Genomic DNA, 20704 nt, shown 5'->3' on the forward strand with positions numbered 1-20704 from the left:
ATTAACTCATACATTCTACGCGCCAAATGGCATTTTGGGTTTGCTGGGCAATTTGTGCAGTGGTAAGCGCTTGTTCACTGGTTTGTAATTGATACGGCGCTTGTACTGCTTCAATAAGAGCGATAGCCAATACATTACGCACGGCAAAATTCATATTTTGCGCATTAGCAAAACTCGACGACACCACACCTAATACCGCACCCGTACTATCAAACAAAGGGCTACCACTAGAGCCGGGTTGAATAGGGGCGGTAAATTGCAGCAGTCTTATATCATTTTGTGCACCAAATAAGCCAGAAATCACGCCTTGAGTGGCTTGAATCCCGCTGCCCATAATACTAGCCAAGGGATAGCCCAAGGTAGTGATTGGCTCGGCTAGACCTATGCTGGTTTTACGAAAGTATAAGGGTGAAATATGACTAGGGCATTGCGCTCGCACGAGAGCGAGGTCGTTGGTTTCATCACTGATCACCACTTCGGCGTCGATTTTACCCTGAATCGAGGTGAGGCGTAGGTGTCTTGCACCCTCCACCACATGAGCGTTGGTCATGAATAGATTCGGTGAGACTAAAAAGCCCGTACCCGACCATGCTTCAGGGCGTTCATTACTTGCGCCATAGGTACTACTAGAGGGAGAGTGCGGGGAGCGTTCATCGATGTCTGCGCCCATGCGCCGCCCTAAAGCACTCAAGCCATAAGCTGAGGTTTCAGCCAACGCTCTTACTTTCCAAGCACTATTACGTTGATACAGCTCGGCAATAATTAGGGCAGAAGCATTGATGGGTTTAAGGTCAATCGCATGGTTGAATACGTTTTCTTGTGTTAGGGTCACTTGTTGAGCGAAGTCGAGTGGACTTTTTGCACCATAGCGGTAGAGCACTAGCTGTAGACGAGTGATAGCAGGATTAGGTAGTGATTTAATGTCTAAGGTGAGGTTGAATTGTGTGCCATTATTGACGAGTTCAGAGGTGAGCCAAGCGGTATTAGGGTGATGAGCGAGTACCGTGTCGGCGACCAATTGCTTGTTTTCATTAACGGGTAAAACAGCCAGTCCTAGGTCGTAGCGAATATCAATCGGTAGGCTAATCGAGAATGTCCAACGTGTACCACTGAGCGCAAGATTCGCCCCAACGACTAGATTTGTCATGATTAAACCCACCTATTGTGATCGTGATAAGTGGGATAATAGCAAGGAATGAGAGGGTGGGTTGGAGTTTACGCCGACCGAAGGTTACAATTTATAGTGCTCACATTAATATTTAAATTCTAAGCTAATTTGCATAGCTTCTATTTTGGTAAATGGTATAGCATAATCGCAATTTTAACGACACGATTTCTATCGTTGTTGAGATGAAACTCATAATTTAGCCAAGTTTCATCTCGTTCATCTATATATCTAATAAAGTTGGGGTGACTATTTACAGAGTTTTTAGTTATTTCCAGAGTAGAGGTAAAGTCCTTATTAGATACAAACATTATCACAGCCGCTTTGGAGTCTCTCCATGTTAGATATCCTAAAAGTTGACTAATAGTATCTAAAAAAACCTTTTGTCCTTTCCAGAATTTACATTCACCAATAAAAATATTTTGACCCTCATGTCTTAGTAAAATATCTGTTTTTCCAGATTTATTAAAGGTTTCACCAGTTGCAGAACCCTCAAAGTTTGGTTCTAAAAACATAAGAAAATGGTCACGTAAATCCTCTTCTTCTTTATTTTTATACAAGCTAGGAAGTCTTTCAAATTGTCTTCCTATATCATGTATCATTTTTAAAATTTCTTGATATGTAGTATTATCTAAAGTTGGCTCAGGTTTAAAAATGGTATCTTGAACTATTGGTTTTAGTATAGTTATACTCTTCTTATTTGAGGCTAGTGGAACAGAGAATGTATTTGAGGGTGATGAGGATTTCTTTATTGGGATTCCGAGTGATGCTAACACTCCACTATTAGCCAAAATTCTTTTTTTCCTAGCTTCAAAAGCGGTTTTTATGCTTGATTCTAGGTATTTGTTATAAGTTTTAACCTCAGACTCAAGATAACTATTTTGTTGTAAGATTGATTTTATATGGTCATCCTTTTCTCTAATAATTGAATCTATATCATCGTTAAAATTAATAATCTCAAAGCATATTTCATTATGATTAATTTCAATATTCATTGACCATACTATTCTAGTGCTTGGCTGGCATGAGAGTAGTTTTGTATTGCCACTAAAAGGAATATGAAATTTAATTACACTCTTTTTATATGAGTATCCTTTATCTACAAAAAATGATTTTGGAAAATATTCACCAGAAATCATTTGTTCGGTTGAGGAAACATAAATCCGATCATTATGAATTATTAAAGGCTCAACTTCAGCTTCAGATACCTTATATTTAATATAGTCTATTTCATTAACATTCAATAGATAGTCATCATTTTCAGATTCAATAGTTGCTATAACGTTTTGCTTTCTAGTGTTTAAAAACACACTAAGTTCTTGTTCAGCAAAAATCCTTGTGTAGTTGTATTTATTTCTATACATTTTTTGCTCTATATTCAAATCAAATTGTTATGGCTAATAATACATCAATTAATGTTAGATTATAAGGTCTTAGAGATATAGAGTCTTGCAGCAGTTACAGTATTTAGCTAATGTATTAGCTAACCCTAAGGAATACTACAACATGCAAGTCAATATTCATGAGGCTAAAAGCCAATTATCACGGTTAATCCAATTAACTTTGGAGGGTGAGGAGGTCATCATTGCCCGCAACAATCAGCCTTTAATACGCCTACAACCGCTACAAACAACCGTTAAAAAACGCCAACTAGGAAGTTTAAAAGGTTTAGTACGCTCTATCAGTCCAGACTTTGATGCGCCCTTAGATGATTTCGAAGACTATAGGGTATGAAGTATTTGCTAGATACCCATATACTGATTTGGTTGAGCACCAATCCTGCTCAGTTATCTGCTAAGATCAGGTCAATTTGCGAGGAAACTAGCAATGAACTCTATGTCAGTATTGCTAGTTTTTGGGAGCTATCCATTAAGATGAGCTTAGGAAAAATTGATTTAGCAGACAATGCCTTAGAGCAATTACAAAGCTGGTGTCATAGCAATCAAGTCACTATTTTACCTATTGAAGTGACTCATTGTGAAAGAGTAAAAAGTTTACCCTTTTATCATCGTGATCCTTTTGATCGTTTGTTTATTGCCCAAGCTTTAGAGCTAGATTTGACCTTGATTAGTGCAGATGGCTTATTTGCAGATTATGAAGGACTGCAATTGCTGCCAGCATAAATTTAGTGCAACTGCCAAACCCGATACTTTTTCCCTTTAATCTTACCCTGACTCAATTGATTTAATGCGGCTTTGGCTAAAGGACGAGCAATCGCTACATAGGCAGTCTGGTCTAAAATATCAATCTTACCCACCGCTTTACCATCAATACCTTTTTCTCCCGTAAGTGCTCCTAATATATCGCCTGCCCGTAATTTATCTTTACGTCCACCCAAAATACATAGCGTCACAAAAGGAGCAATATTAGGTTTACTGTGATGAATAGCTAAATCGTGAATCGACTCAGTATCAAGCTGAGCAGTTTGTAATTCTTCAAGATCAATCAGTTTAAAGCGTTCACTCTCCGTCAATAGATTAAGCGCCAAACCTTCACGCCCCGCGCGTCCGGTACGCCCAATACGATGAATATACACATCAGGATTTTGTGGCAATTCATAATTAATCACACACGGCAAATCCTCAATATCTAAGCCGCGTGCCGCCACATCGGTAGCGACTAATAATTGACAGCTTTGATGTTTAAATTGAATGAGTACTTCATCGCGCTCGCGTTGTTCTAATTCACCGTGCAAGGCTTTCACACTAAACCCTGCTTGTTTTAAATATTCAGTCACTTCACGCACGCCCACTTTCATATTGCAGAAAATCACAGCCGAGCGCGGTTGAAAAGCTTGTAAGACCTGCTGTAAAGCCTCTAAGCGTTGCTCTTTAGCACAGATAAACGAGCGTTGTTCAATCACTTGAGCCGTATGTACGGATTCAACTTTGACGAATAAAGGTTGATTCTGATATTGAGCACTCAGCGTTTTAATATTGTCAGGATAAGTCGCGGAAAATAATAAGGTTTGGCGTCTTTTAGGTGTTTGATAGAGAATCGCATCAATATCTTCCTGAAAACCCATTTCCAACATGCGATCTGCTTCATCGAGTACTAAAGTTTGTACGCGCCTTAAATCCAAAGTGCCTTTGCCTAAATGGTCGTGAATCCGCCCTGGTGTGCCGACCACAATATGTGCACCATGTTTTAAGGATTCAGCTTGTGGCGGTAAGGGTTGCCCACCAAATAAGGTCACGACTTTGACATTGGGTAAATGCTTAGCTAAGCGGCGGATTTCATTTGCGACTTGAGTACTTAGCTCGCGTGTTGGGCACAATACCAATCCCTGCACGGCAAAACTTTGTGGGTCGAGCTTATTCAATAAGGTCAGGGCAAAGACCGCCGTTTTGCCGCTACCTGTTTTAGCTTGAGCAATTAAGTCAAAGCCTTTGAGTGCTTGGGGCAGCGCTTGGGCTTGAATGGGCGTCATTTCTTTATAACCTAGTGTATCTAGGTTGGTCAGTTGGTCAGCGGATAAAGACAAAGAGGCAAATGCAGTCGACATAATCAGTCTCAATAGGGCTTAGGGCGGAAAACGAGCTGCATCATAACGGTTTTTGCTTGAAGTGTCGTGCAGGCTAAGCGTTATCTACCTATAATCACAGCCTTTAAAAATGACTTATTCTAATGAGACCTGTATGCGTATTTGGTTTAATAAAACATTTTCTAGTATTAGCTCGGTATTAATGAGCCTACGCCAAGCGGAAGATATTGTTCCGATTACCACCATTGTAAGCCACACTAATGTAGCAGCACCTGCGTTTTTAGTAGCCGACGAATACGCGCTAGAGCCTAAGGGTTTAATGGGGGAAAAGTATTTAAGATGGTGCTTACAGTTTTGTGAGGAGCAGTCTATTGACGTGTTTTGGGTAGCCAAAGAAGCGCGTTTTTTAGGGCGTCACCGCGACAAGTTTGCGGATCTAGGTACTCAATTACTCTTAGTGGCTGAGCCAGAAGCCTTAGGTTTAATCGGTAATAAGGGTGAGTTTTACCGCACTTTACCGCCAGAAGTCGCACAAGTGATGGATAATATTGCTGTGCGTAATAAGGTTGAATTTGATCAAGCCCTAGCCACTTTTTCCACAAAACATAAGAGTTTATGTATTAAACCCTCGGTGTCAGTCTTTGGTTTAGGGTTTCGGGTTTTGGATACTAAACGCGATAGTATTACTCATTTGGTCAAAGGGGTTGAATATGAAATTCCATTACATGAGTTACGCGCAGGGATGGAAAACACACCCGAATTCCCTGAAATGTTGGTGATGGAAAATTTGAGTGGGCATGAGTGGAGTGTCGATTGTGCAGGTTGGCAAGGCGAATTATTGTGCGCGATTCAACGCCGTAAACTCGCTGCTGGCTTGGGGCAGTTAATTGATAATAATGCCGATATTCAAGGCATGGTAGAGCGTTTGACCGCGCACTTTAAGCTCAATGGCATTTTTAATATTCAATTTAAATTAGGTGCTCATGGTCCGCGTTTGCTAGAGATCAATACCCGACCTTCCGGTGGTTTTGGTATGGCGTGTTTGGCGGGAGTGAATTTGGCGCAATTAGTAGTGCAAAAGCTTCAAAGTAAACCGCTCAGTGCGCGTAATGTTCAATATGGTTTACGGGTGAGTGAAATAAGCATGCCTGTAATTCTTAATGCTAATACTCAAGATCTGTCTGCCGAGGCTGATGATTTAGAGGATTAAGGAGTTACCCACGTGTGTATTGGTATTCCAGCGCGGATTATAGAACTATTGGATGCTGAGTGTTATTTGGCTATAGCAGAGCTGAATGGTGAAAAGCGCTCGATTAGTATTGCTGCACTGGTCGATGACGAACACCCTGCCGAGAGCTGTGTAGGTGAGTGGGTATTGGTGCATGTTGGTTTTGCAGTGAGTCGCTTAGACGAAGCCGAGGCTTTGCAGCGGCTAGCTCTATTGAACGAGCTTGGCACAATACAGTCTACTCTTGGTACAAGCTAAGTGAACAAACAGATCACTATCTACCTAAAAGTAATCGAGTATTTCTGGAGCAGTCTTGGCGGCAGGGATGCCGCCTTGTAGCGTACAAGGATGTATTCACAGCGACTGCGGAAGAAATGCACGATTACTTTTTAGCAAATACTCACCTCAATTGTACTTTGATCAGCTCTTCGCCCTCAGGATCAGTCACATGCACCGCGCAAGCAATACAGGGATCAAAGCTGTGGATAGTGCGTAAGATCTCTACAGGTTGTTTGGGATCATGCAACACATGTCCTTGTAGCGAAGCCTCATAAGCCCCTGCTTGATTTTGTACATCGCGCGGACCTGCATTCCAAGTACTTGGAACTACTGCTTGATAATTAGCAATCTTTTGATTTTCAATCACAATCCAATGTGCTAAAGCGCCACGCGGTGCTTCCATATAACCCACCCCTTGCGCTTTGCTAGGCCAGCTAGCAGGTTCCCATAGGGTTTCATTAAAGGTTTTAGTGTCGCCCGCTTTGATATTAGCTAGTAGTTGATCAAACCAAGTTTGCATTTTATCAGCAATAATTTTGGTCTCTAAGGTGCGGGCCGCAGTACGCCCCAGAGTAGAATACAAGGCATCAATCGGTACATCTAAGGTTTTTAAGGTGTAATCGACTAAGGCTTTAGTTTGCTCATGCCCGGTGGCATATAACATCAATACGCGAGCCAGTGGTCCTACCTCGACCGCTTCGCCTTTCCAGCGTGGTGATTTGAGCCATGAATACGATTCGTCGACATTTAATTGGGTATAGGGTGGTTTGGGGCCGGTGTAATTGAGCGCGGTTTCACCCTCATAAGGATGTAAACCTTGAGTTTTGCCACCGCTATAGTCATACCAAGAGTGAGCCACGAATTCCTGAATTTGATCGGCTGCATTCAGGTCAACCGGATAAATGTTGGATAAATCGCGTTTGAGAATTACACCTGCTGGAATTAAAAACGAAGCTGGATCATCCATACCCTTTTCAGGAAAATCACCATAGGTCATGAAATTACCTAAGCCTTCGCCTTGCTTAAACCAGTCTTTATAAAAGCCAGCAATCGCTAAGGTATCAGGCACATAGACTTGATCAACGAAGATCTGCATTTTCTTAATAATATCTTGCACTTGTGCTAGACGCTTCATATTAAGCGCAGAATCAGAGTTCAAATCAATCGCACACGGTACACCGCCCACCAAGAAATTAGGATGAGGGTTTTTGCCTCCGAAGATAGCATGTAGTTTGACAACATCGCGTTGCCAAGCCAACGCTTCAAGGTAATGTGACACCGCCATTAAATTAGCTTCAGGAGGTAGTTTATAAGCGGGATGTCCCCAGTAGGCTTTAGCAAAAATACCTAATTGACCCGCTTCGACAAACTTTTTCAATTTAGCCTGCTGGTCAGCAAAATACCCCGCTGAAGCATTCGGCCAGTGAGGTGAGACCGTTTGAGCGAGTTCAGCGGTCGCTTTAGGATCAGCACTTAAAGCTGAAACCACATCCACCCAATCCAGAGCATGTAAATGGTAAAAATGCATCACATGATCATGCACGTATTGCGCTGCAATCATTAAATTGCGAATCAATTGGGCATTCGGTGGGATTTTATAATTAAGCGCATTTTCTACCGAGCGTACTGAGGCAATACCATGCACTAAGGTACACACCCCGCAAATACGCTGGGCATAAGCCCAAGCATCACGCGGGTCGCGTCCCCGTAAAATAATCTCAATACCGCGCACCATGGTTCCCGCCGAATAGGCTTGCTCAATAGTATTACCATTCATTTGCGCTTCTATACGTAAGTGACCTTCGATGCGGGTAATAGGGTCGACAACGACACGTTCAGTCATGGTTTCACTCCTTCGCTAGGTAGTACTTTGAGGTGATCGGCGATCATTTCAGTTAAACCCACCACAGGAATATCCATTTGATTCACTTCCATGCCTTCTTCCAATTGGATACGGCAGTTAGCACAAGCGGTTACGAGGGTATCCACCTGTAATGCATCTAATTGTTTTTTCTTACGTTGAAAGGCTTTAAGTTTAACCTCTTCAGCATCTTCATTAGCACTCACTCCACCACCTGCACCACAACACCAATTCAATGTGCCTGCATCCGCCATTTCAACGAAGTTTTTAGCCACCATATTCAGTAAATTACGTGGCTGCTGTACTACACCGCCCCGCCGTACTAATTGACAAGGGTCATGAAAGGTGAGCTTAGCCTCTTCAAAACCTTCGGTTTGCACTAAACCTTGAGCACGTAATTCGTCTAATACTTCGACAATATGTTTAGCTGCAAAGGTATAAGGTCGACCGATTAAATTGGGACCTTCCCAGCGTAGAGCCGTATAAGCATGTCCGCATTCGGGACTAATCACGGTTTTAACTTTCAGCTTTTCAGCCGCTGCTACTACGCGACTGACTAATTCACGGGCAATGTCGGAGGAACCAATTTGAATCCCCGAATTAGTGGCCTCAAAACAATCACTGCTTAAGGTCCATGTTTTTCCCGCATTAGTTAGAATTTTAGCGACTGCCCCTAAGTATTCGGGATAGTTCATAATTTCCATTGAGGACAGCATGATCAAGTACTCAGCCCCTTCTTTATCGAAGGGCACTTCGAGTCCACTGGACTTCTCTAAGTGACGTACTTGAGCTTGTAGTGCGGGTAATTTGACTCCCATCGGGCTACCAATAGTGATGGCACGAGTGGAGGCTCCAATTAAGCCTTCGGGCGCATGACCAGAGGCCACCATACCTTCACGCATTTTGCGAATCATATAGGTAATATCATTACCCACAGGGCAAATCAGGGTACAGCGCCCGCAAAGAGAGCAATTGTTGTAAACCAATTCTTGCCATTCAGCCAGTTCAGCATCGGTGACAGGTTTGCTTAAACCCAATTTAGCCTTGAGTTTACCGATTAAGGTGTATTCCTGCTCCCATACCCGCCGCAAAGGTTCGAGTTTATAAATCGGTGTATGGCGCGGATCAGGATTTTCGGTATAAAACAAGCAGGCATCAGCGCACATGCCACACGACACACAAGAGCTAAAGAAGCTTGCCATAGGAGCATCAATTTGTGCTTTAAAGGCATTAATACCGCGTTCGAGTGTTAAATTGCTCATGATTTCACTCCTCTTAGCCCCATAGAAGCCCCGTTATACCAGCGTGACAGGAAGATCGTGAAAGTGTGCATAAGCTTGGTAAAGGGGAATAACACCATTAGGATTTCAACACTTAAAATATGTAGCCCTAGCATCAATTGCGGAGCGAGTAGCAAGTGATGATAAGCCATATAACCCGTTAGTAGCGGTATAAAGGTTGCGGTCCACACCACATAATCAGCAGGCTTGGATAGGAAGCGTTTAACCGGATGCTGCAAGCGATGGATGAGTACTATGACTAAAGCAATCATACTGAGCACCGCAAACGCATCTACGACCGGAGTAGGTAGATTAGGCCAACCAAAGCCGAGTAAGTTTTTAAAGATTTCAATATGCGCAGCTAGTAAGAAAATGACTACAAATAAGCCGATATGAAACACGTAGCCCGCCATAATAGTAATCATCGAGCGCTGTAAGGTCGCTTTGTCCGGTAACGAGCGCCGCCAAATCTCGCGCAAACCGCCTTGCATAGGGCTACCTTTAGGCGCGGCATAATTGACTTTGCGTCCTAGCGAGAGGATTTCAAATAAGCGTAATACTAGACCCGCTATGAAGATAAATAATGCTAGATTGAACAGTGGGCCTTTAACCCATTGCAGGAACTCGACGCTATTCATGTCATGACTCCTGATTTAATTCATTGACAGTCACGGTTTGGTGAGCACTAGCCGCTGCTGTTTTGGTTTTTTTATTTAAAGCGCTAATAGCGACCCCTGCTGCAATCCCCGCCGCCGCCGCATAAATCACCTGCTTACCGGATACTTGTTGTGGGATAGATACGGCGCGATAAAAACCACCAAAATCCCAAAAATTGGGTTCGGAGCAACCAATACAACCATGCCCAGATTCAATAGGAAAGCTAGTGCCATCATTCCATTTTAAAGTGGCGCAAGCGTTGTAAGTAATAGGGCCTTTACAGCCTAACTTATATAAACACCAACCCGCTTTGGCTCCAGTATCATCAAAGGTTTCAGCAAACAGACCGCGCTCATAAAAAGGACGGCGATAGCAACGATCATGAATATTTTGCCCATAGAAAGCTTTAGGACGCCCTAAGCTATCCAATTCAGGCAGACCAAACGCTAAAAAGTGGGCTATCACCCCCGTAATCACCACCGGAATCGGTGGACAGCCGGGGATATTAATAATCGGTTTGTCTTTAATAATATCGGCAACCGCTACCGCACCTGTGGGGTTGGGATCCGCTTTAGGCAAACCACCATAAGCTGCACAAGTCCCTAAGGCAATAATAGCCGCAGCCCCTGACGCCGCTTCCTTGAGCATGTCCAGATTGCTAATACCCGCAATAGTCGAGTAGCCCGGATTATCCAGCGGGATAGAACCATCGACGATGAGTACATACTTACCATGATGCTCTTTCATAGCCTCTTCACGCGCCGCTTCTGCTCCAAAGCCTGAAGCGGCTTGTAAGGTATGGTGATAATCTAATGAAATCGCATCAAAGATTAGCGCTTCAAGGCTAGGACTATGTGAGCGTGTGATTGATTCAGTGCAGCCAGTGCACTCTTGAAACGAGAGCCAAATGACAGAAGGGCGTTGAGCCTTTTCTAACGCTTGAGCCAGTTGTGGAACTAGGCTCGGTGCGAGTGCCATACTCGAAGCTAGCAGGCTACAAAATTTCAGAAACGCTCGCCGTGAAATGCCTTGTGCCTGTAAGTGCTCACCAACCGTTTGGGTAAAGGGGAGATTAAGCAGTTTCATCCACATCTTCCTCCATCATTAATACCGTTTTCATCACATCGAGTCCGGCTTTAATATCATCGCACTGAGAGCGTAGAATTTCAGGCACGTAGCCAATTTCAATAAAATAACCAATGCGTTGATCATTAGGATCAAAATGCTCAAGACGCCACACACCCGCATAGCTACTTTCACGAATACGCGTTTTGCCTAATATGTTAAGGGTAATATCAATATCGCCTTCACCGAGAAAGTCTTCTAAGGCGTTATAGTCCGCTTCACTAAAAGGTAGGCCGTGTAAATCAATCATCCCTGACTTTTCTTCGGTCACTAGATGGGTGAGTGCTTGGAGAATTTCGTGTTGGATGGGGCGTAGATTACCCGTATGGGGCGCTTCACTGTGTACAGGAATGCTGGCTAATGTCATGTTACTACCTCTAGCTTAAATAGTTTTAGAATTGAGCAGGTTTAGTGCTGGTTAAACGCCAACGTTCTAATAGGTCTGCGGCTAAGCGACCTGCTTTAGGAATATTATGTTGGACGGTAGGCGTTAGCTCTTCGCCCCAATCGAAAGTGGCGTATTGAATACCAATTAAGGCGCGGTATTGCGGTAAGCAACCTGAAAGACGTGCTATATCCATCAGATCTAATAAACCTACCTCGTGAGCGCTGCGTTTAGCCGTACCGAGAAAATGATCCATGGCTTCATTTTCGTAGCAGCACACCGTTCCAGCGGGAGCGTGTAGCTCTACCGCATCCAATACCAATAAGTGATTATGTTCTTCAATAATGCTAGCGAGCGTGAAGCTCAGCGTGCCACCGTCTAGATAGGTGACTTCAGGGATAGCAGGATAGTGCTGCTCCATAAATCGCAGGAGATGAATACCAATTCCTTCATCCTGTAGCAAATGATTGCCGATTCCTAATACCAACATAACACGTCACTTATGCTTGGATCTCTATTAGTATTAGTGTAATAATCGAGCCTGATTGCTGTCCTAGAGATTAGTCAATTCTGACATTTAAATTAAGAGATATAGGCTGTGGTTTGGAATGACTGAGTGAGTAATAAGTACTTGAGCCAAAGTAATCCTGCATTTCCTCCGCAGACGCTGTGAATACCTCCCTGTACGCTTCAAGGCGGCATCCCTGCCGCCAAGACTGCTCCAGAAACACACGATTACTGTTAGCTAGACACTTAGTCATGTTTAGGACTAGACCAAGATGCGTAAAGGCAAATAACCCGTAAAAATTGGTGTGAGGTTGCGAGAGTTGAGCCGGATTGCTTAGTATGCGTGCATTAATATTAAAAGCGAGTGGAGGTTATGTATGGCAGTCAGCTTAACTAAGGGTCAGCGCATTTCTTTGACCAAATCTAACGGGGGGGGATTAACCAAAGTCAGAATGGGGCTAGGTTGGGATCCCGCGCCCGCTAAAAAATCAGGTTTTTTCGGTAGCCTATTTGGTGGTGGGGGCGCTGATGAGATAGATCTAGATTCTTCTTGCTTATTGCTCGATACCCAAAAAAATCTGCTCGATGTAGTGTGGTTCCGTCAATTACAAAGCCGTGATGGTTCGATTAGTCATTCTGGCGATAATCTAACCGGAGCAGGGGACGGGGATGATGAGGTGATCTTTGTAGATCTCACCCGCTTACCCGCCAATGTGCAGTCTCTAGCTTTCACTGTATGTTCATTTCGTGGGCAAACCTTTAATGAGGTAGGCAATGCGTTCTGTCGCCTTGTGGATGATACCAATGACACTGAATTAGCACGCTATAACTTAACTGAGCAGGGTGCACATACAGGTGTGGTGATGGCGATTGTCAGTCGTGATGGTAATGGTGGTTGGCAGATGAAAGCCGTGGGAGCACCCAGCCAAGGAGCGATTGCGAATGATATGATGCCTGCGGTATTAGCGGCGCTGTAAGAGGTCTAGCCATGTCAACAGTGCAATTAATAGCAGGTGCGAATGCGCCCGTACCTAAAGAAACCCTCAGCATAGAGGTCAAACTTAATCCGAATCAACTGGCAGGCGTAGAGGTTGATATATCAGCCTTTTTATTAACTGCACAGGGTAAGGTGCGCGGCGATGATGACATGGTGTTTTATGGTCAACCGCGTCCGGGCAATGGAGCGGTAGCCTTAAAGAGCAATACAGCAGGGCGTGCTGAGTTTGAAGTGAATCTCAATAGTCTGCCTAGTGCCATTGAAAAAGTCGCTTTTACTGCCACGATTCACGAAAATCGCCAAACCTTTGGAGCGTTTCAAGAGCTAACGGTCACGCTTAAAAACGCTGCACAGCAAGCTATAATTGAAGCGAAATTACCTGCTGCTGGCATGAAAGAATCTGCCCTGATTTTAGGTGAGTTGTATTTACGTCAAGGACAGTGGAAGTTTCGTGCAGTCGGTCAAGGGTTTGCTGGAGGTTTAAAACCCTTAGCTGAGCATTTTGGAGTTGACGTTAGTGATCCTGCACCTGCACCTATTGCACCCGCGCCTATTCCTAAAGCAGCACATGCACCTATTCCCCAACCAGTTCCAGTGCCTAAACCCATTTCATTAACCAAAATTACTTTGGATAAAGCCAAACCTACGGTCAGCTTGGATAAAAAAGCCGAGGGTTTTGGTGAGATTCGCATTAACCTCAATTGGAATCGTAACAACGCCGGACAACCTGCGCCTAAAAGTGGTGGCTTATTAGGTGGTTTATTTGGCGGCGGTGCGCGTTCGGGGGGGATTGATTTAGATGTGGGTTGTTTATATGAGCTGCAAAACGGTACTGTGAGTGCTATTCAAGCACTGGGTAATCGTTTTGGCGCATTTAATCAAGATCCTTATATTGAATTACAAGGTGATGATCGTACCGGAGCGGTCAAAGAAGGCGAATGGCTGCGTATTAATGGGCAGCATTGGACGCATTTCAAACGTATTTTAATCTATGCTTTTATTTATGAAGGTGTGCCGAATTGGGCGCAAACCGATGGAGTGGTTACCATTTATGTACCCAATGAAGCGCCCTTAGAAATTCGTTTAACCGAAGGCTCAAACTCATTAGGCATGTGTGCCACCGTTTTATTGGAAAATATCAACGGATCATTAAAAGTTAATCGAGAAGTGCGTTATTTCCGAGGTCATCAGGATATGGATAAAGCTTACCATTGGGGTTTACGTTGGACTTCCGGCTCCAAATAAAGGCTTAATCGAATATAAAAGCAATCAGCATTAAATAAAGGAGAGAGTAATGGCTTTAAGTTTACAAAAAGGCGGCAATTTATCACTGAGTAAAACCGATCCTAGTTTAACTAAAATTATTGTCGGTTTAGGTTGGGACGAAAGAACCACTGATGGTTCGAGTTTCGATTTAGATGCTAGCGCCTTTTTACTCACTGCTACGGGTAAGGTACGTGGTGATGCTGATTTCATTTTTTATAATCAATTAAAGTCAGCCGATGGTTCAGTAGAGCATACGGGCGATAATCGCAGTGGTAAAGGTGACGGTGATGATGAAGCAGTGAAAGTGGATTTAAGTAAGGTATCCGCTGATATTCAAAAAATTGCTTTTACCGTGACGATTCATGATGCTGATGCGCGACGGCAAAACTTTGGTCAAGTAGCCAATGCTTTTATTCGTATTGTCAATGAACAAACGGGTGTTGAAATTGTACGTTATGATTTAGCGGAAGATTATTCGACTGAAACTGCAATGGTATTTGGTGAGCTATATCGCCACAATGCAGAATGGAAATTCCGTGCAGTCGGACAAGGGTATTCAGGTGGTTTAAAGGCTATGTGTGACCAATATGGTATTATGATTGGCTAAACCCCTATTATTGAAATAGTAAAAATTTTATCTTAAGAGAGGATATTAAAATGGCTGTTAGTTTACAAAAAGGTGGCAATGTTTCTTTAACTAAAGAAGCACCGGGTTTAACAAATGTAGTGGCGGGCCTAGGGTGGGATACTCGTCAAACCGATGGTGCAGCATTTGACTTAGATGCCTCAGTATTTATGTTGGGAGAAAATGGTAAGGTGCTTTCTGATGCAGCTTTCATTTTCTTTAATAATAAAAAGTCACCCGATGGTAGTGTAGAGCATTTAGGTGATAATCGTTCGGGTGAAGGTGAAGGCGATGATGAGCAGGTTAAATTAAATCTGGCTACTATGTCCGCTGATGTAAAGAAAATAGTCTTTGCTGTTACCATTTATGATGCAGAGGGACGTAAACAAAATTTTGGGCAAGTTTCTAATGCTTATATCCGTTTGGTGAATGAGGCAGATAATAAAGAAATTGCACGTTACGACTTATCCGAAGATGCGAGTACTGAAACAGCCATGTTATTTGGTGAAGTTTATCGCCATAATGCTGAGTGGAAATTTAAAGCAGTAGGTCAAGGTTTTGCCGGTGGTCTAGGTGCTATGGCTGCCTCTATGGGTGTGAATATTGGTTAATTAAATAACTATTCATAGCTAAAAAATAATAATTATGAACAGGCATCCTTGAGGTGCCTGTTTTTGTGTAGGCTTAAGGAATTAATTAACCACTATGTTTCAAGATTTTAAATACTCTCTACTTGTTACCATTCTATGTGTTGGTATAGCGATATGGTGGGGAGTAGTCCATCCTTCTATGGGCGTATTAACCGCTATTTTCTTAGTAGTGGTACTCGGTATTATGGAGGTGAGTCTATCATTCGATAATGCTGTTGTTAATGCTTCGATCTTGAGGGAAATGGATGAAAAATGGCAGCAGATATTTCTAACGGTTGGTATTCTAATTGCCGTTTTTGGTATGCGCTTAGTTTTCCCTATTGTCATAGTAGCGGTAGCAACAGGGTTAGGTGTATTTGAAGTCGTTGATATGGCATTGAATAATCCTACTCAATACTCACAATATTTAACGGCTAGCCATGCAGGTATTGCTGCATTTGGCGGAATGTTCTTATTATTGGTGTTCTTAAGTTTTATGTTTGATCATGAAAAAGAAGTCCATTGGTTAGGGGCATTCGAGGAGAAAATGAGTGCACTAGGCAAGCTTGATGTGATTAGTGTATTAATTGCCTTAGTAACCTTATTCTTGATTCAAGAGTTTTTACCTATGGCTCAAGAGACACGCTTGACTGTGTTAATGGCAGGTTTAGGCGGGGTTATTTTGTATATTATGGTCAGTAGTTTAGATATTTTCTTTGAGAATAAAGAAGAGGGCGAGGCAGTCGTAGAAGGAGCTAAGCGTAATGGTTTAGCAGGATTCCTATATTTAGAGGTATTAGATGCCTCATTCTCTTTTGATGGTGTAATTGGAGCTTTTGCGATTACTAATGATGTGGTTATTATTATGCTAGGCTTAGCGATAGGTGCTATGTTTGTGCGTTCTATGACTGTTCATTTAGTGCGTAAAGGTACATTAGATGAGTATATTTACTTAGAGCATGGGGCGCATTACGGGATCGGTGCGTTAGCGATCATTATGCTACTCAGTATTCATTTTCATATCCCAGAAGTCATTACCGGTTTAATTGGGGTAAGTTTTATTGCATTTTCAATAATGTCTTCCTTAAAATATAAAAAACAATTAGCCCATTCAGCTTAATTAGTAAGGAGTTTAAGCTATGTCATTTTTAGATACATTAAAGCAAAAAGCCTCTGAGGCGCGTAGTAAATTAACTACTGAAATTGCTAAGTTCAAAAACAAAGAGTTCATGGAGGCTTGTGTCGCAGGCTGTGCTCTAGTTGCCGCAGCCGATGGCTCGATTGCTTCCTCTGAAAAGCAAAAAATGATGAAGTTCATTCAGCAATCAGATGAGCTAAAAGTATTCGATACTAAAGACGTGATCGATTATTTTAATAAAGTAGCTAATAACTTTGAGTTTGACCATGAAATTGGTAAAGCAGAAGCGTTAAAAGCAATTGGTAAATTACGCTCTAAGCCCGATGCAGCGCGTTTAATGGTACGGGTCTGTTGTGCTATTGGTACTGCGGATGGTGATTTTGATGAGAATGAGAAAACGATCATTCGTGAAATCTGCCGTGATCTAGACCTGCCTGCGGATGATTTTGGTTTATAAAACCTAAAATCGTTTAATGTTTCAGTCTAAAGCCTCAATTTATATTGGGGCTTTTTTATGTTTGCCTCTGTCCTCTCTCTTCAGGAGAGTCGCCTTTAAATCACTATTCTTGTTATAATGACTCACTTAATGCTAAGAGGGTAAAAGTGATGCGTTCTATTATTAAGCTAATATTGCCGCTGCCTTGGCTATTGGTGTTTTACTTCATTTCCTTTAGTCATTCTCTGTCTGCCGATACTAAGAGTTCACTAGGTAAAGTCAGCGGCGGTATGGCGTATAGTACGCCTGATTGGTTTAAGGAAAGCTTTTTAGATATAAAAGAAGATATAGCAGAGGCAGAGCAGGCGAATAAACAGGTGATGTTGTTTTTTCATTTAGAAAACTGCCCCTACTGTGCCAAAATGCTCGAAGATAGTTTTACTAAAGAGCCGCTTAAAAGTTATATTCAAAGCCATTTTGATGTGATTGCAATTAATATAAGGGGAGATCGAGAAGTTGCTTTGACTGAGGATCAGTCCCTATTAGAAAAAGAATTGGCCAAAGAGCTTAAAATTCAATATACCCCAACGATTTTATTTCTAGATGCTACTAATAAACCTATTCAGCGTTTAAATGGTTATCGCTCACCAGAGCAGTTTGAGCCAATCTTAAAATTTGTAGCGGATAAAGCCTATCAGAAGCAAACTTTAACTGAGTACTTAGATAAAAATGCTACGCAAGCACTATATGAGTTTAAGGATAATAATTTATTTCAAGCGATAACTGATTTCTCTAGCATTAAAACGCCCTTAGCTGTTATTTTTGAGGATCAACGTTGTAAAGATTGTGAATATTTACATACTAAATTACTGACGCGTGAGGATGTATTACAAGAATTTAAAGCTTTTAGTGTAGTGCGTTTAGATGCTAGTAGCAGTAATGAGATTATCGACCCTAATGGCAATAAAACCACACCTAAAGCATGGGCTGAAGCTTTAGCCTTAGATTATCGTCCGGGCATGGTATTGTTTGATCAGGGTAAAGAAGTAACACGGATGGATGGGCTATTATATGGCTATCATTTTAGGGAGTTACTGCGTTATGTTAGTTCTAAAGCTTATGAGAGTTTAGGGTTTCACCCTTATCTAGGTAAACGCCAAGCGGAATTATTAGAGCAAGGCATTAATATCAATATGAGTGAGTGATAGAGCCTATATTTCTTCTCATCCCTGACCCTTGCCCTAATAAGGAAAGGGATGAGAGCCGACAACTATATTTATTAATCCATCAAATCTACTTTAATGCCTCTAGCTAATAGGGTTTCGCGGCGGTGTTGTAGAAAACGTTGGAATTCGGGCTGGGTTTTATAAGCGCTACTGGCTATATAATCTAAAGCACCGTGAATATGAAACGTTTTTAAATAAGCTTCTACACCAAAGACTTGCGAGCCATCGGGTGCAAAAAATAATAAACTAGGATTGTATTTAATATTGAGTTCTTTGACCCAATCGGCAATAGTTTTCTCTTGACCATCAGGTGTTTGGATAGTGTTAGTATCATCAGCTTTAAGCCAAGCTACGTCTACATTGGTGAGACTATAAGCCACCTCTGGGCGTTGTAGAATAGTGAGTAATTCGGAACAATTAGTATTGCAGTCAGATTGTTCTATGATAACTAATAAATGCCGTCCATTGGCTTTTAAGGTCTCTTGTAGTTTTAAAGGCTGAGGCAATGTCCCTGCTAGGGTTTGAAAGGGGATAGCAGTGGCTTCTTTTTGGGGGTTATTACTGTTCTTTTCTAAATAATCTCGAAAACTACCTTCTTTTTCCTGTTTACCCGCTACGTAATCGAGGGCGTAATTAAATTGTTCTGGATTATAATAGCCATTAATACGTAAAGCGATTTTTCCTTGCTCATCTAGAAATAATAAAGTAGGGGTATATTGCACTTTTAAACTGGTAGCAAAAGATTTTTCAGTCAATACCGTTCCGGTTAAATCGGTGACTTCGCGTGAACCCCACATATTCAGAGCAATGACTTCAAAATGGTTTTGCATTTTATTAGCTAACTCAGGATTGCCAAAATTATCTTGCACTAATTTTAAACAGTAGGGGCAACCATCTTGATAAAAATACAGTAAGACACGTTTATTATTCTCCGCTGCCTCTTTCACATCATCGGGCAGATCTAAAAAGGAGTTTTTAAACCAAGCCGGATGTTCGGGTTGCGTATCAATGGCGGCATGGGTGGCGGGTGGTGCAGTGGTTTCGGCAAAAATCGTTTGGCTCCAAAAGAACAATAAGGCGTAAATCAGGTATTTCATCTTCATTCCTCCCGCTATTTTAATCTTTTTAGGGATTTATCCCTTAGGCTAGCTTGTGAGCTTAAAGGGTTTCTGTTAAATCTGCCAATAATACTCATGATAGAGGAGAGACGAAGATGCTAAGTCGTGGATTAAAAATTGGAGTGTTGGTAGCGGCGCTATTAGGTGCGGGTGCTTTGATGTTGCCAAGCTATGCCACTGAACAGGCGGTAGCCGTGCAGCAAGATCATCGCTTAGTGATTCAGGTGAATAAGAAAGATGCAGAGCTACAGGATCATGTGTTGTCTAATATTGTCAATTTGCAAAAGCATTATGGTATGGACGAGATTGAAATTGAGTTGGTCGCTTATGGTCCTGGGGTGTGGTTTTTGACGGAGGAGTCGGAGTTTAAGCCACGTATTGAGAGTTTGATGTTGCAAAATGTGGTATTTACGGCGTGTGGTAATACGCTGGATACGATTGAGGCACGGGATGGTAAGCGCCCTCCGTTGATTCAGGGCGTGGGGGTTGCACAGGCAGGGATTGCGCGGATTATGGAGCGGCAGAATCAAGGGTGGAATTATTTAAGTCCTTGATTGGGGATGGGCTATCACTGCGTCACTGTCTGTCAACGTAAGTTTGAGCGGGTACATCTAATCAGCCAGCGTATTAGGTAGCCTCATTTTTTTGAAGGAATGCCCATTCAATAGTGAGATCGGGAAATAGATCTACGGGGGTAGGGTCAGTGAGTGCGAGCATTTGATAGTGACCATAGCGCCCGTCTGGTCCTAAGCGATAGACCATGAGCCACTGGTCGGTGGGGTGAATAATCCAATAGGTTTTAACACCGTGACGCTCGTAGAGTCGGAGCTTTTTTTCCATGTCCATGATGGCTGAAGAGGGGGAGATAACTTCAATAATCCAATCGGGTGCGCCACGACAGCCTTTGTCGTCTAATTTGCTGGGGTCACAAATGACCGCTATATCGGGTTGTACGGTGGTATCGATTTTGTCGTCGGCTTCGTTTTGGCGCGGTAGGCGCACGTCAAAGGGGGCGATGTAAACATCACAAGGTTTACCGTCTAGGTAGCGATCTATTTGGGTGGCTAGTTTTAGGACGAATTGTTGATGCAAACGTGAGGGAGATGCGGTGTAGTGTTCGGCTAGTTTTTCTGCTGTGCTCATCGCTATTAGGCTCCGCTGTTGTCTGCGTGTGTTAGGTAGTAGATTAGCATAGTTGGTGATGGAAACCCCACCCCAGCCCTCCCCTTGTCAAGGGAGGGAGCTAAGAGCTTGATCTTGTTGTGGTTATGGTTATTTAAGTTCTTCGCTCTTTGGGA

At 42.6% G+C, this 20704-nt stretch carries 23 protein-coding genes; 12 read left to right on the forward strand and 11 right to left on the reverse strand.

Annotation, left to right across the window (positions count from 1 at the left end; translation table 11 throughout):
* Position 1 precedes the first annotated feature (1 nt).
* Positions 2-1147 (reverse strand): trypsin-like peptidase domain-containing protein, encoded by a 1146-nt coding sequence (locus IPL34_RS13620; protein WP_296841994.1) that lies wholly within the window; start codon positions 1145-1147, stop codon positions 2-4.
* Between the two features lie 140 nt (positions 1148-1287).
* On the reverse strand, positions 1288-2529 hold the full coding sequence (locus tag IPL34_RS13625) for a hypothetical protein (RefSeq protein WP_296841995.1): 1242 nt from the start codon (positions 2527-2529) through the stop codon (positions 1288-1290).
* Between the two features lie 85 nt (positions 2530-2614).
* Here IPL34_RS13625 and IPL34_RS13630 point away from each other — a divergent pair, with 85 nt between their 5' ends.
* Both IPL34_RS13630 and IPL34_RS13635 read left to right on the forward strand, forming a co-directional pair.
* The gene (locus IPL34_RS13630) at positions 2615-2899 is read left to right on the forward strand and encodes a type II toxin-antitoxin system Phd/YefM family antitoxin (protein WP_296841996.1); all 285 of its coding nucleotides are present in this window, start codon (positions 2615-2617) and stop codon (positions 2897-2899) included.
* Positions 2896-3288, forward strand: a complete 393-nt coding sequence (locus IPL34_RS13635) for a type II toxin-antitoxin system VapC family toxin (RefSeq protein ID WP_296841997.1) — start codon at positions 2896-2898, stop codon at positions 3286-3288. Before IPL34_RS13630 ends, IPL34_RS13635 begins: the two co-directional genes overlap by 4 nt.
* A 2-nt stretch (positions 3289-3290) precedes the next feature.
* On the opposite strand, the gene dbpA is transcribed toward IPL34_RS13635, so the two are convergent.
* On the reverse strand, positions 3291-4670 hold the full coding sequence (gene dbpA / locus IPL34_RS13640; RefSeq protein ID WP_296841998.1) for an ATP-dependent RNA helicase DbpA: 1380 nt from the start codon (positions 4668-4670) through the stop codon (positions 3291-3293).
* A gap of 133 nt (positions 4671-4803) precedes the next feature.
* On the opposite strand from dbpA, the gene IPL34_RS13645 reads away from it, so the two are divergent.
* Entirely contained in the window at positions 4804-5859 is a 1056-nt protein-coding gene (locus IPL34_RS13645; protein ID WP_296841999.1) for an ATP-grasp domain-containing protein, read from the forward strand.
* A gap of 12 nt (positions 5860-5871) precedes the next feature.
* Entirely contained in the window at positions 5872-6135 is a 264-nt protein-coding gene (locus tag IPL34_RS13650; protein ID WP_296842000.1) for a HypC/HybG/HupF family hydrogenase formation chaperone, read from the forward strand.
* Positions 6136-6277: 142 nt separating this feature from the next.
* Here IPL34_RS13650 and IPL34_RS13655 read toward each other — a convergent pair whose 3' ends face one another.
* From IPL34_RS13655 to IPL34_RS13680, 6 genes are read right to left on the reverse strand one after another with little or no spacing between them, the layout of a single operon-like run.
* Positions 6278-7999, reverse strand: a complete 1722-nt coding sequence (locus IPL34_RS13655; RefSeq protein WP_296842001.1) for a nickel-dependent hydrogenase large subunit — start codon at positions 7997-7999, stop codon at positions 6278-6280.
* Complete coding sequence (locus IPL34_RS13660) at positions 7996-9279, reverse strand: (Fe-S)-binding protein (protein ID WP_296842002.1); 1284 nt, start codon at positions 9277-9279, stop codon at positions 7996-7998. Before IPL34_RS13660 ends, IPL34_RS13655 begins: the two co-directional genes overlap by 4 nt.
* Positions 9276-9935, reverse strand: a complete 660-nt coding sequence (locus tag IPL34_RS13665; RefSeq protein ID WP_296842003.1) for a hypothetical protein — start codon at positions 9933-9935, stop codon at positions 9276-9278. Before IPL34_RS13665 ends, IPL34_RS13660 begins: the two co-directional genes overlap by 4 nt.
* 1 nt (position 9936) lies before the next feature.
* Positions 9937-11040, reverse strand: a complete 1104-nt coding sequence (locus IPL34_RS13670; RefSeq protein WP_296842004.1) for a hydrogenase small subunit — start codon at positions 11038-11040, stop codon at positions 9937-9939.
* The gene (locus IPL34_RS13675; RefSeq protein ID WP_296842005.1) at positions 11027-11446 is read right to left on the reverse strand and encodes a hydrogenase expression/formation C-terminal domain-containing protein; all 420 of its coding nucleotides are present in this window, start codon (positions 11444-11446) and stop codon (positions 11027-11029) included. Before IPL34_RS13675 ends, IPL34_RS13670 begins: the two co-directional genes overlap by 14 nt.
* A gap of 25 nt (positions 11447-11471) precedes the next feature.
* Positions 11472-11954, reverse strand: coding sequence for a HyaD/HybD family hydrogenase maturation endopeptidase (locus IPL34_RS13680; protein ID WP_296842006.1), 483 nt, complete (start codon positions 11952-11954; stop codon positions 11472-11474).
* Positions 11955-12348: 394 nt separating this feature from the next.
* On the opposite strand from IPL34_RS13680, the gene IPL34_RS13685 reads away from it, so the two are divergent.
* From IPL34_RS13685 to IPL34_RS13715, 7 genes are all read left to right on the forward strand, one after another.
* A complete protein-coding gene (locus tag IPL34_RS13685) occupies positions 12349-12948 on the forward strand; it encodes a TerD family protein (RefSeq protein WP_296842007.1) in 600 nt (199 codons plus the stop codon).
* Positions 12949-12959: 11 nt separating this feature from the next.
* Positions 12960-14213, forward strand: a complete 1254-nt coding sequence (locus IPL34_RS13690) for a TerD family protein (protein ID WP_296842008.1) — start codon at positions 12960-12962, stop codon at positions 14211-14213.
* Between the two features lie 49 nt (positions 14214-14262).
* Positions 14263-14841, forward strand: a complete 579-nt coding sequence (locus IPL34_RS13695) for a TerD family protein (RefSeq protein ID WP_296842009.1) — start codon at positions 14263-14265, stop codon at positions 14839-14841.
* Between the two features lie 50 nt (positions 14842-14891).
* Positions 14892-15470, forward strand: coding sequence for a TerD family protein (locus IPL34_RS13700; RefSeq protein WP_296842010.1), 579 nt, complete (start codon positions 14892-14894; stop codon positions 15468-15470).
* A 94-nt stretch (positions 15471-15564) separates the two neighbouring features.
* Positions 15565-16608 (forward strand): DUF475 domain-containing protein, encoded by a 1044-nt coding sequence (locus IPL34_RS13705; RefSeq protein ID WP_296842011.1) that lies wholly within the window; start codon positions 15565-15567, stop codon positions 16606-16608.
* Between the two features lie 19 nt (positions 16609-16627).
* Complete coding sequence (locus IPL34_RS13710; RefSeq protein ID WP_296842012.1) at positions 16628-17083, forward strand: tellurite resistance TerB family protein; 456 nt, start codon at positions 16628-16630, stop codon at positions 17081-17083.
* A 149-nt stretch (positions 17084-17232) separates the two neighbouring features.
* On the forward strand, positions 17233-18267 hold the full coding sequence (locus tag IPL34_RS13715; RefSeq protein WP_296842013.1) for a thioredoxin fold domain-containing protein: 1035 nt from the start codon (positions 17233-17235) through the stop codon (positions 18265-18267).
* A gap of 74 nt (positions 18268-18341) precedes the next feature.
* Here IPL34_RS13715 and IPL34_RS13720 read toward each other — a convergent pair whose 3' ends face one another.
* Positions 18342-19385 (reverse strand): thioredoxin fold domain-containing protein, encoded by a 1044-nt coding sequence (locus IPL34_RS13720; protein WP_296842014.1) that lies wholly within the window; start codon positions 19383-19385, stop codon positions 18342-18344.
* 116 nt (positions 19386-19501) lie between these two features.
* On the opposite strand from IPL34_RS13720, the gene IPL34_RS13725 reads away from it, so the two are divergent.
* Entirely contained in the window at positions 19502-19960 is a 459-nt protein-coding gene (locus IPL34_RS13725) for a DsrE family protein (RefSeq protein WP_296842015.1), read from the forward strand.
* A gap of 73 nt (positions 19961-20033) precedes the next feature.
* Here the strand turns inward: IPL34_RS13725 and IPL34_RS13730 are convergent, their stop codons facing one another.
* A complete protein-coding gene (locus tag IPL34_RS13730; protein ID WP_296842016.1) occupies positions 20034-20549 on the reverse strand; it encodes a Uma2 family endonuclease in 516 nt (171 codons plus the stop codon).
* Positions 20550-20704: the final 155 nt, after the last annotated feature.

This window comes from Thiofilum sp., from assembly GCF_016711335.1.
Lineage (GTDB): Bacteria > Pseudomonadota > Gammaproteobacteria > Thiotrichales > Thiotrichaceae > Thiofilum.

Bases quoted from the DNA above. Each gene is read 5' to 3' on its own strand.
- IPL34_RS13620 (WP_296841994.1), bottom strand. From the start codon at position 1,147: ATGACAAATCTAGTCGTTGGGGCGAATCTTGCGCTCAGTGGTACACGT.
- IPL34_RS13625 (WP_296841995.1), bottom strand. From the start codon at position 2,529: ATGTATAGAAATAAATACAACTACACAAGGATTTTTGCTGAACAAGAA.
- IPL34_RS13635 (WP_296841997.1), top strand. From the start codon at position 2,896: ATGAAGTATTTGCTAGATACCCATATACTGATTTGGTTGAGCACCAAT.
- dbpA (WP_296841998.1), bottom strand. From the start codon at position 4,670: ATGTCGACTGCATTTGCCTCTTTGTCTTTATCCGCTGACCAACTGACC.
- IPL34_RS13645 (WP_296841999.1), top strand. From the start codon at position 4,804: ATGCGTATTTGGTTTAATAAAACATTTTCTAGTATTAGCTCGGTATTA.
- IPL34_RS13655 (WP_296842001.1), bottom strand. From the start codon at position 7,999: ATGACTGAACGTGTCGTTGTCGACCCTATTACCCGCATCGAAGGTCAC.
- IPL34_RS13660 (WP_296842002.1), bottom strand. From the start codon at position 9,279: ATGAGCAATTTAACACTCGAACGCGGTATTAATGCCTTTAAAGCACAA.
- IPL34_RS13665 (WP_296842003.1), bottom strand. From the start codon at position 9,935: ATGAATAGCGTCGAGTTCCTGCAATGGGTTAAAGGCCCACTGTTCAAT.
- IPL34_RS13670 (WP_296842004.1), bottom strand. From the start codon at position 11,040: ATGAAACTGCTTAATCTCCCCTTTACCCAAACGGTTGGTGAGCACTTA.
- IPL34_RS13675 (WP_296842005.1), bottom strand. From the start codon at position 11,446: ATGACATTAGCCAGCATTCCTGTACACAGTGAAGCGCCCCATACGGGT.
- IPL34_RS13680 (WP_296842006.1), bottom strand. From the start codon at position 11,954: ATGTTGGTATTAGGAATCGGCAATCATTTGCTACAGGATGAAGGAATT.
- IPL34_RS13685 (WP_296842007.1), top strand. From the start codon at position 12,349: ATGGCAGTCAGCTTAACTAAGGGTCAGCGCATTTCTTTGACCAAATCT.
- IPL34_RS13690 (WP_296842008.1), top strand. From the start codon at position 12,960: ATGTCAACAGTGCAATTAATAGCAGGTGCGAATGCGCCCGTACCTAAA.
- IPL34_RS13695 (WP_296842009.1), top strand. From the start codon at position 14,263: ATGGCTTTAAGTTTACAAAAAGGCGGCAATTTATCACTGAGTAAAACC.
- IPL34_RS13700 (WP_296842010.1), top strand. From the start codon at position 14,892: ATGGCTGTTAGTTTACAAAAAGGTGGCAATGTTTCTTTAACTAAAGAA.
- IPL34_RS13705 (WP_296842011.1), top strand. From the start codon at position 15,565: ATGTTTCAAGATTTTAAATACTCTCTACTTGTTACCATTCTATGTGTT.
- IPL34_RS13710 (WP_296842012.1), top strand. From the start codon at position 16,628: ATGTCATTTTTAGATACATTAAAGCAAAAAGCCTCTGAGGCGCGTAGT.
- IPL34_RS13715 (WP_296842013.1), top strand. From the start codon at position 17,233: ATGCGTTCTATTATTAAGCTAATATTGCCGCTGCCTTGGCTATTGGTG.
- IPL34_RS13720 (WP_296842014.1), bottom strand. From the start codon at position 19,385: ATGAAATACCTGATTTACGCCTTATTGTTCTTTTGGAGCCAAACGATT.
- IPL34_RS13725 (WP_296842015.1), top strand. From the start codon at position 19,502: ATGCTAAGTCGTGGATTAAAAATTGGAGTGTTGGTAGCGGCGCTATTA.
- IPL34_RS13730 (WP_296842016.1), bottom strand. From the start codon at position 20,549: ATGAGCACAGCAGAAAAACTAGCCGAACACTACACCGCATCTCCCTCA.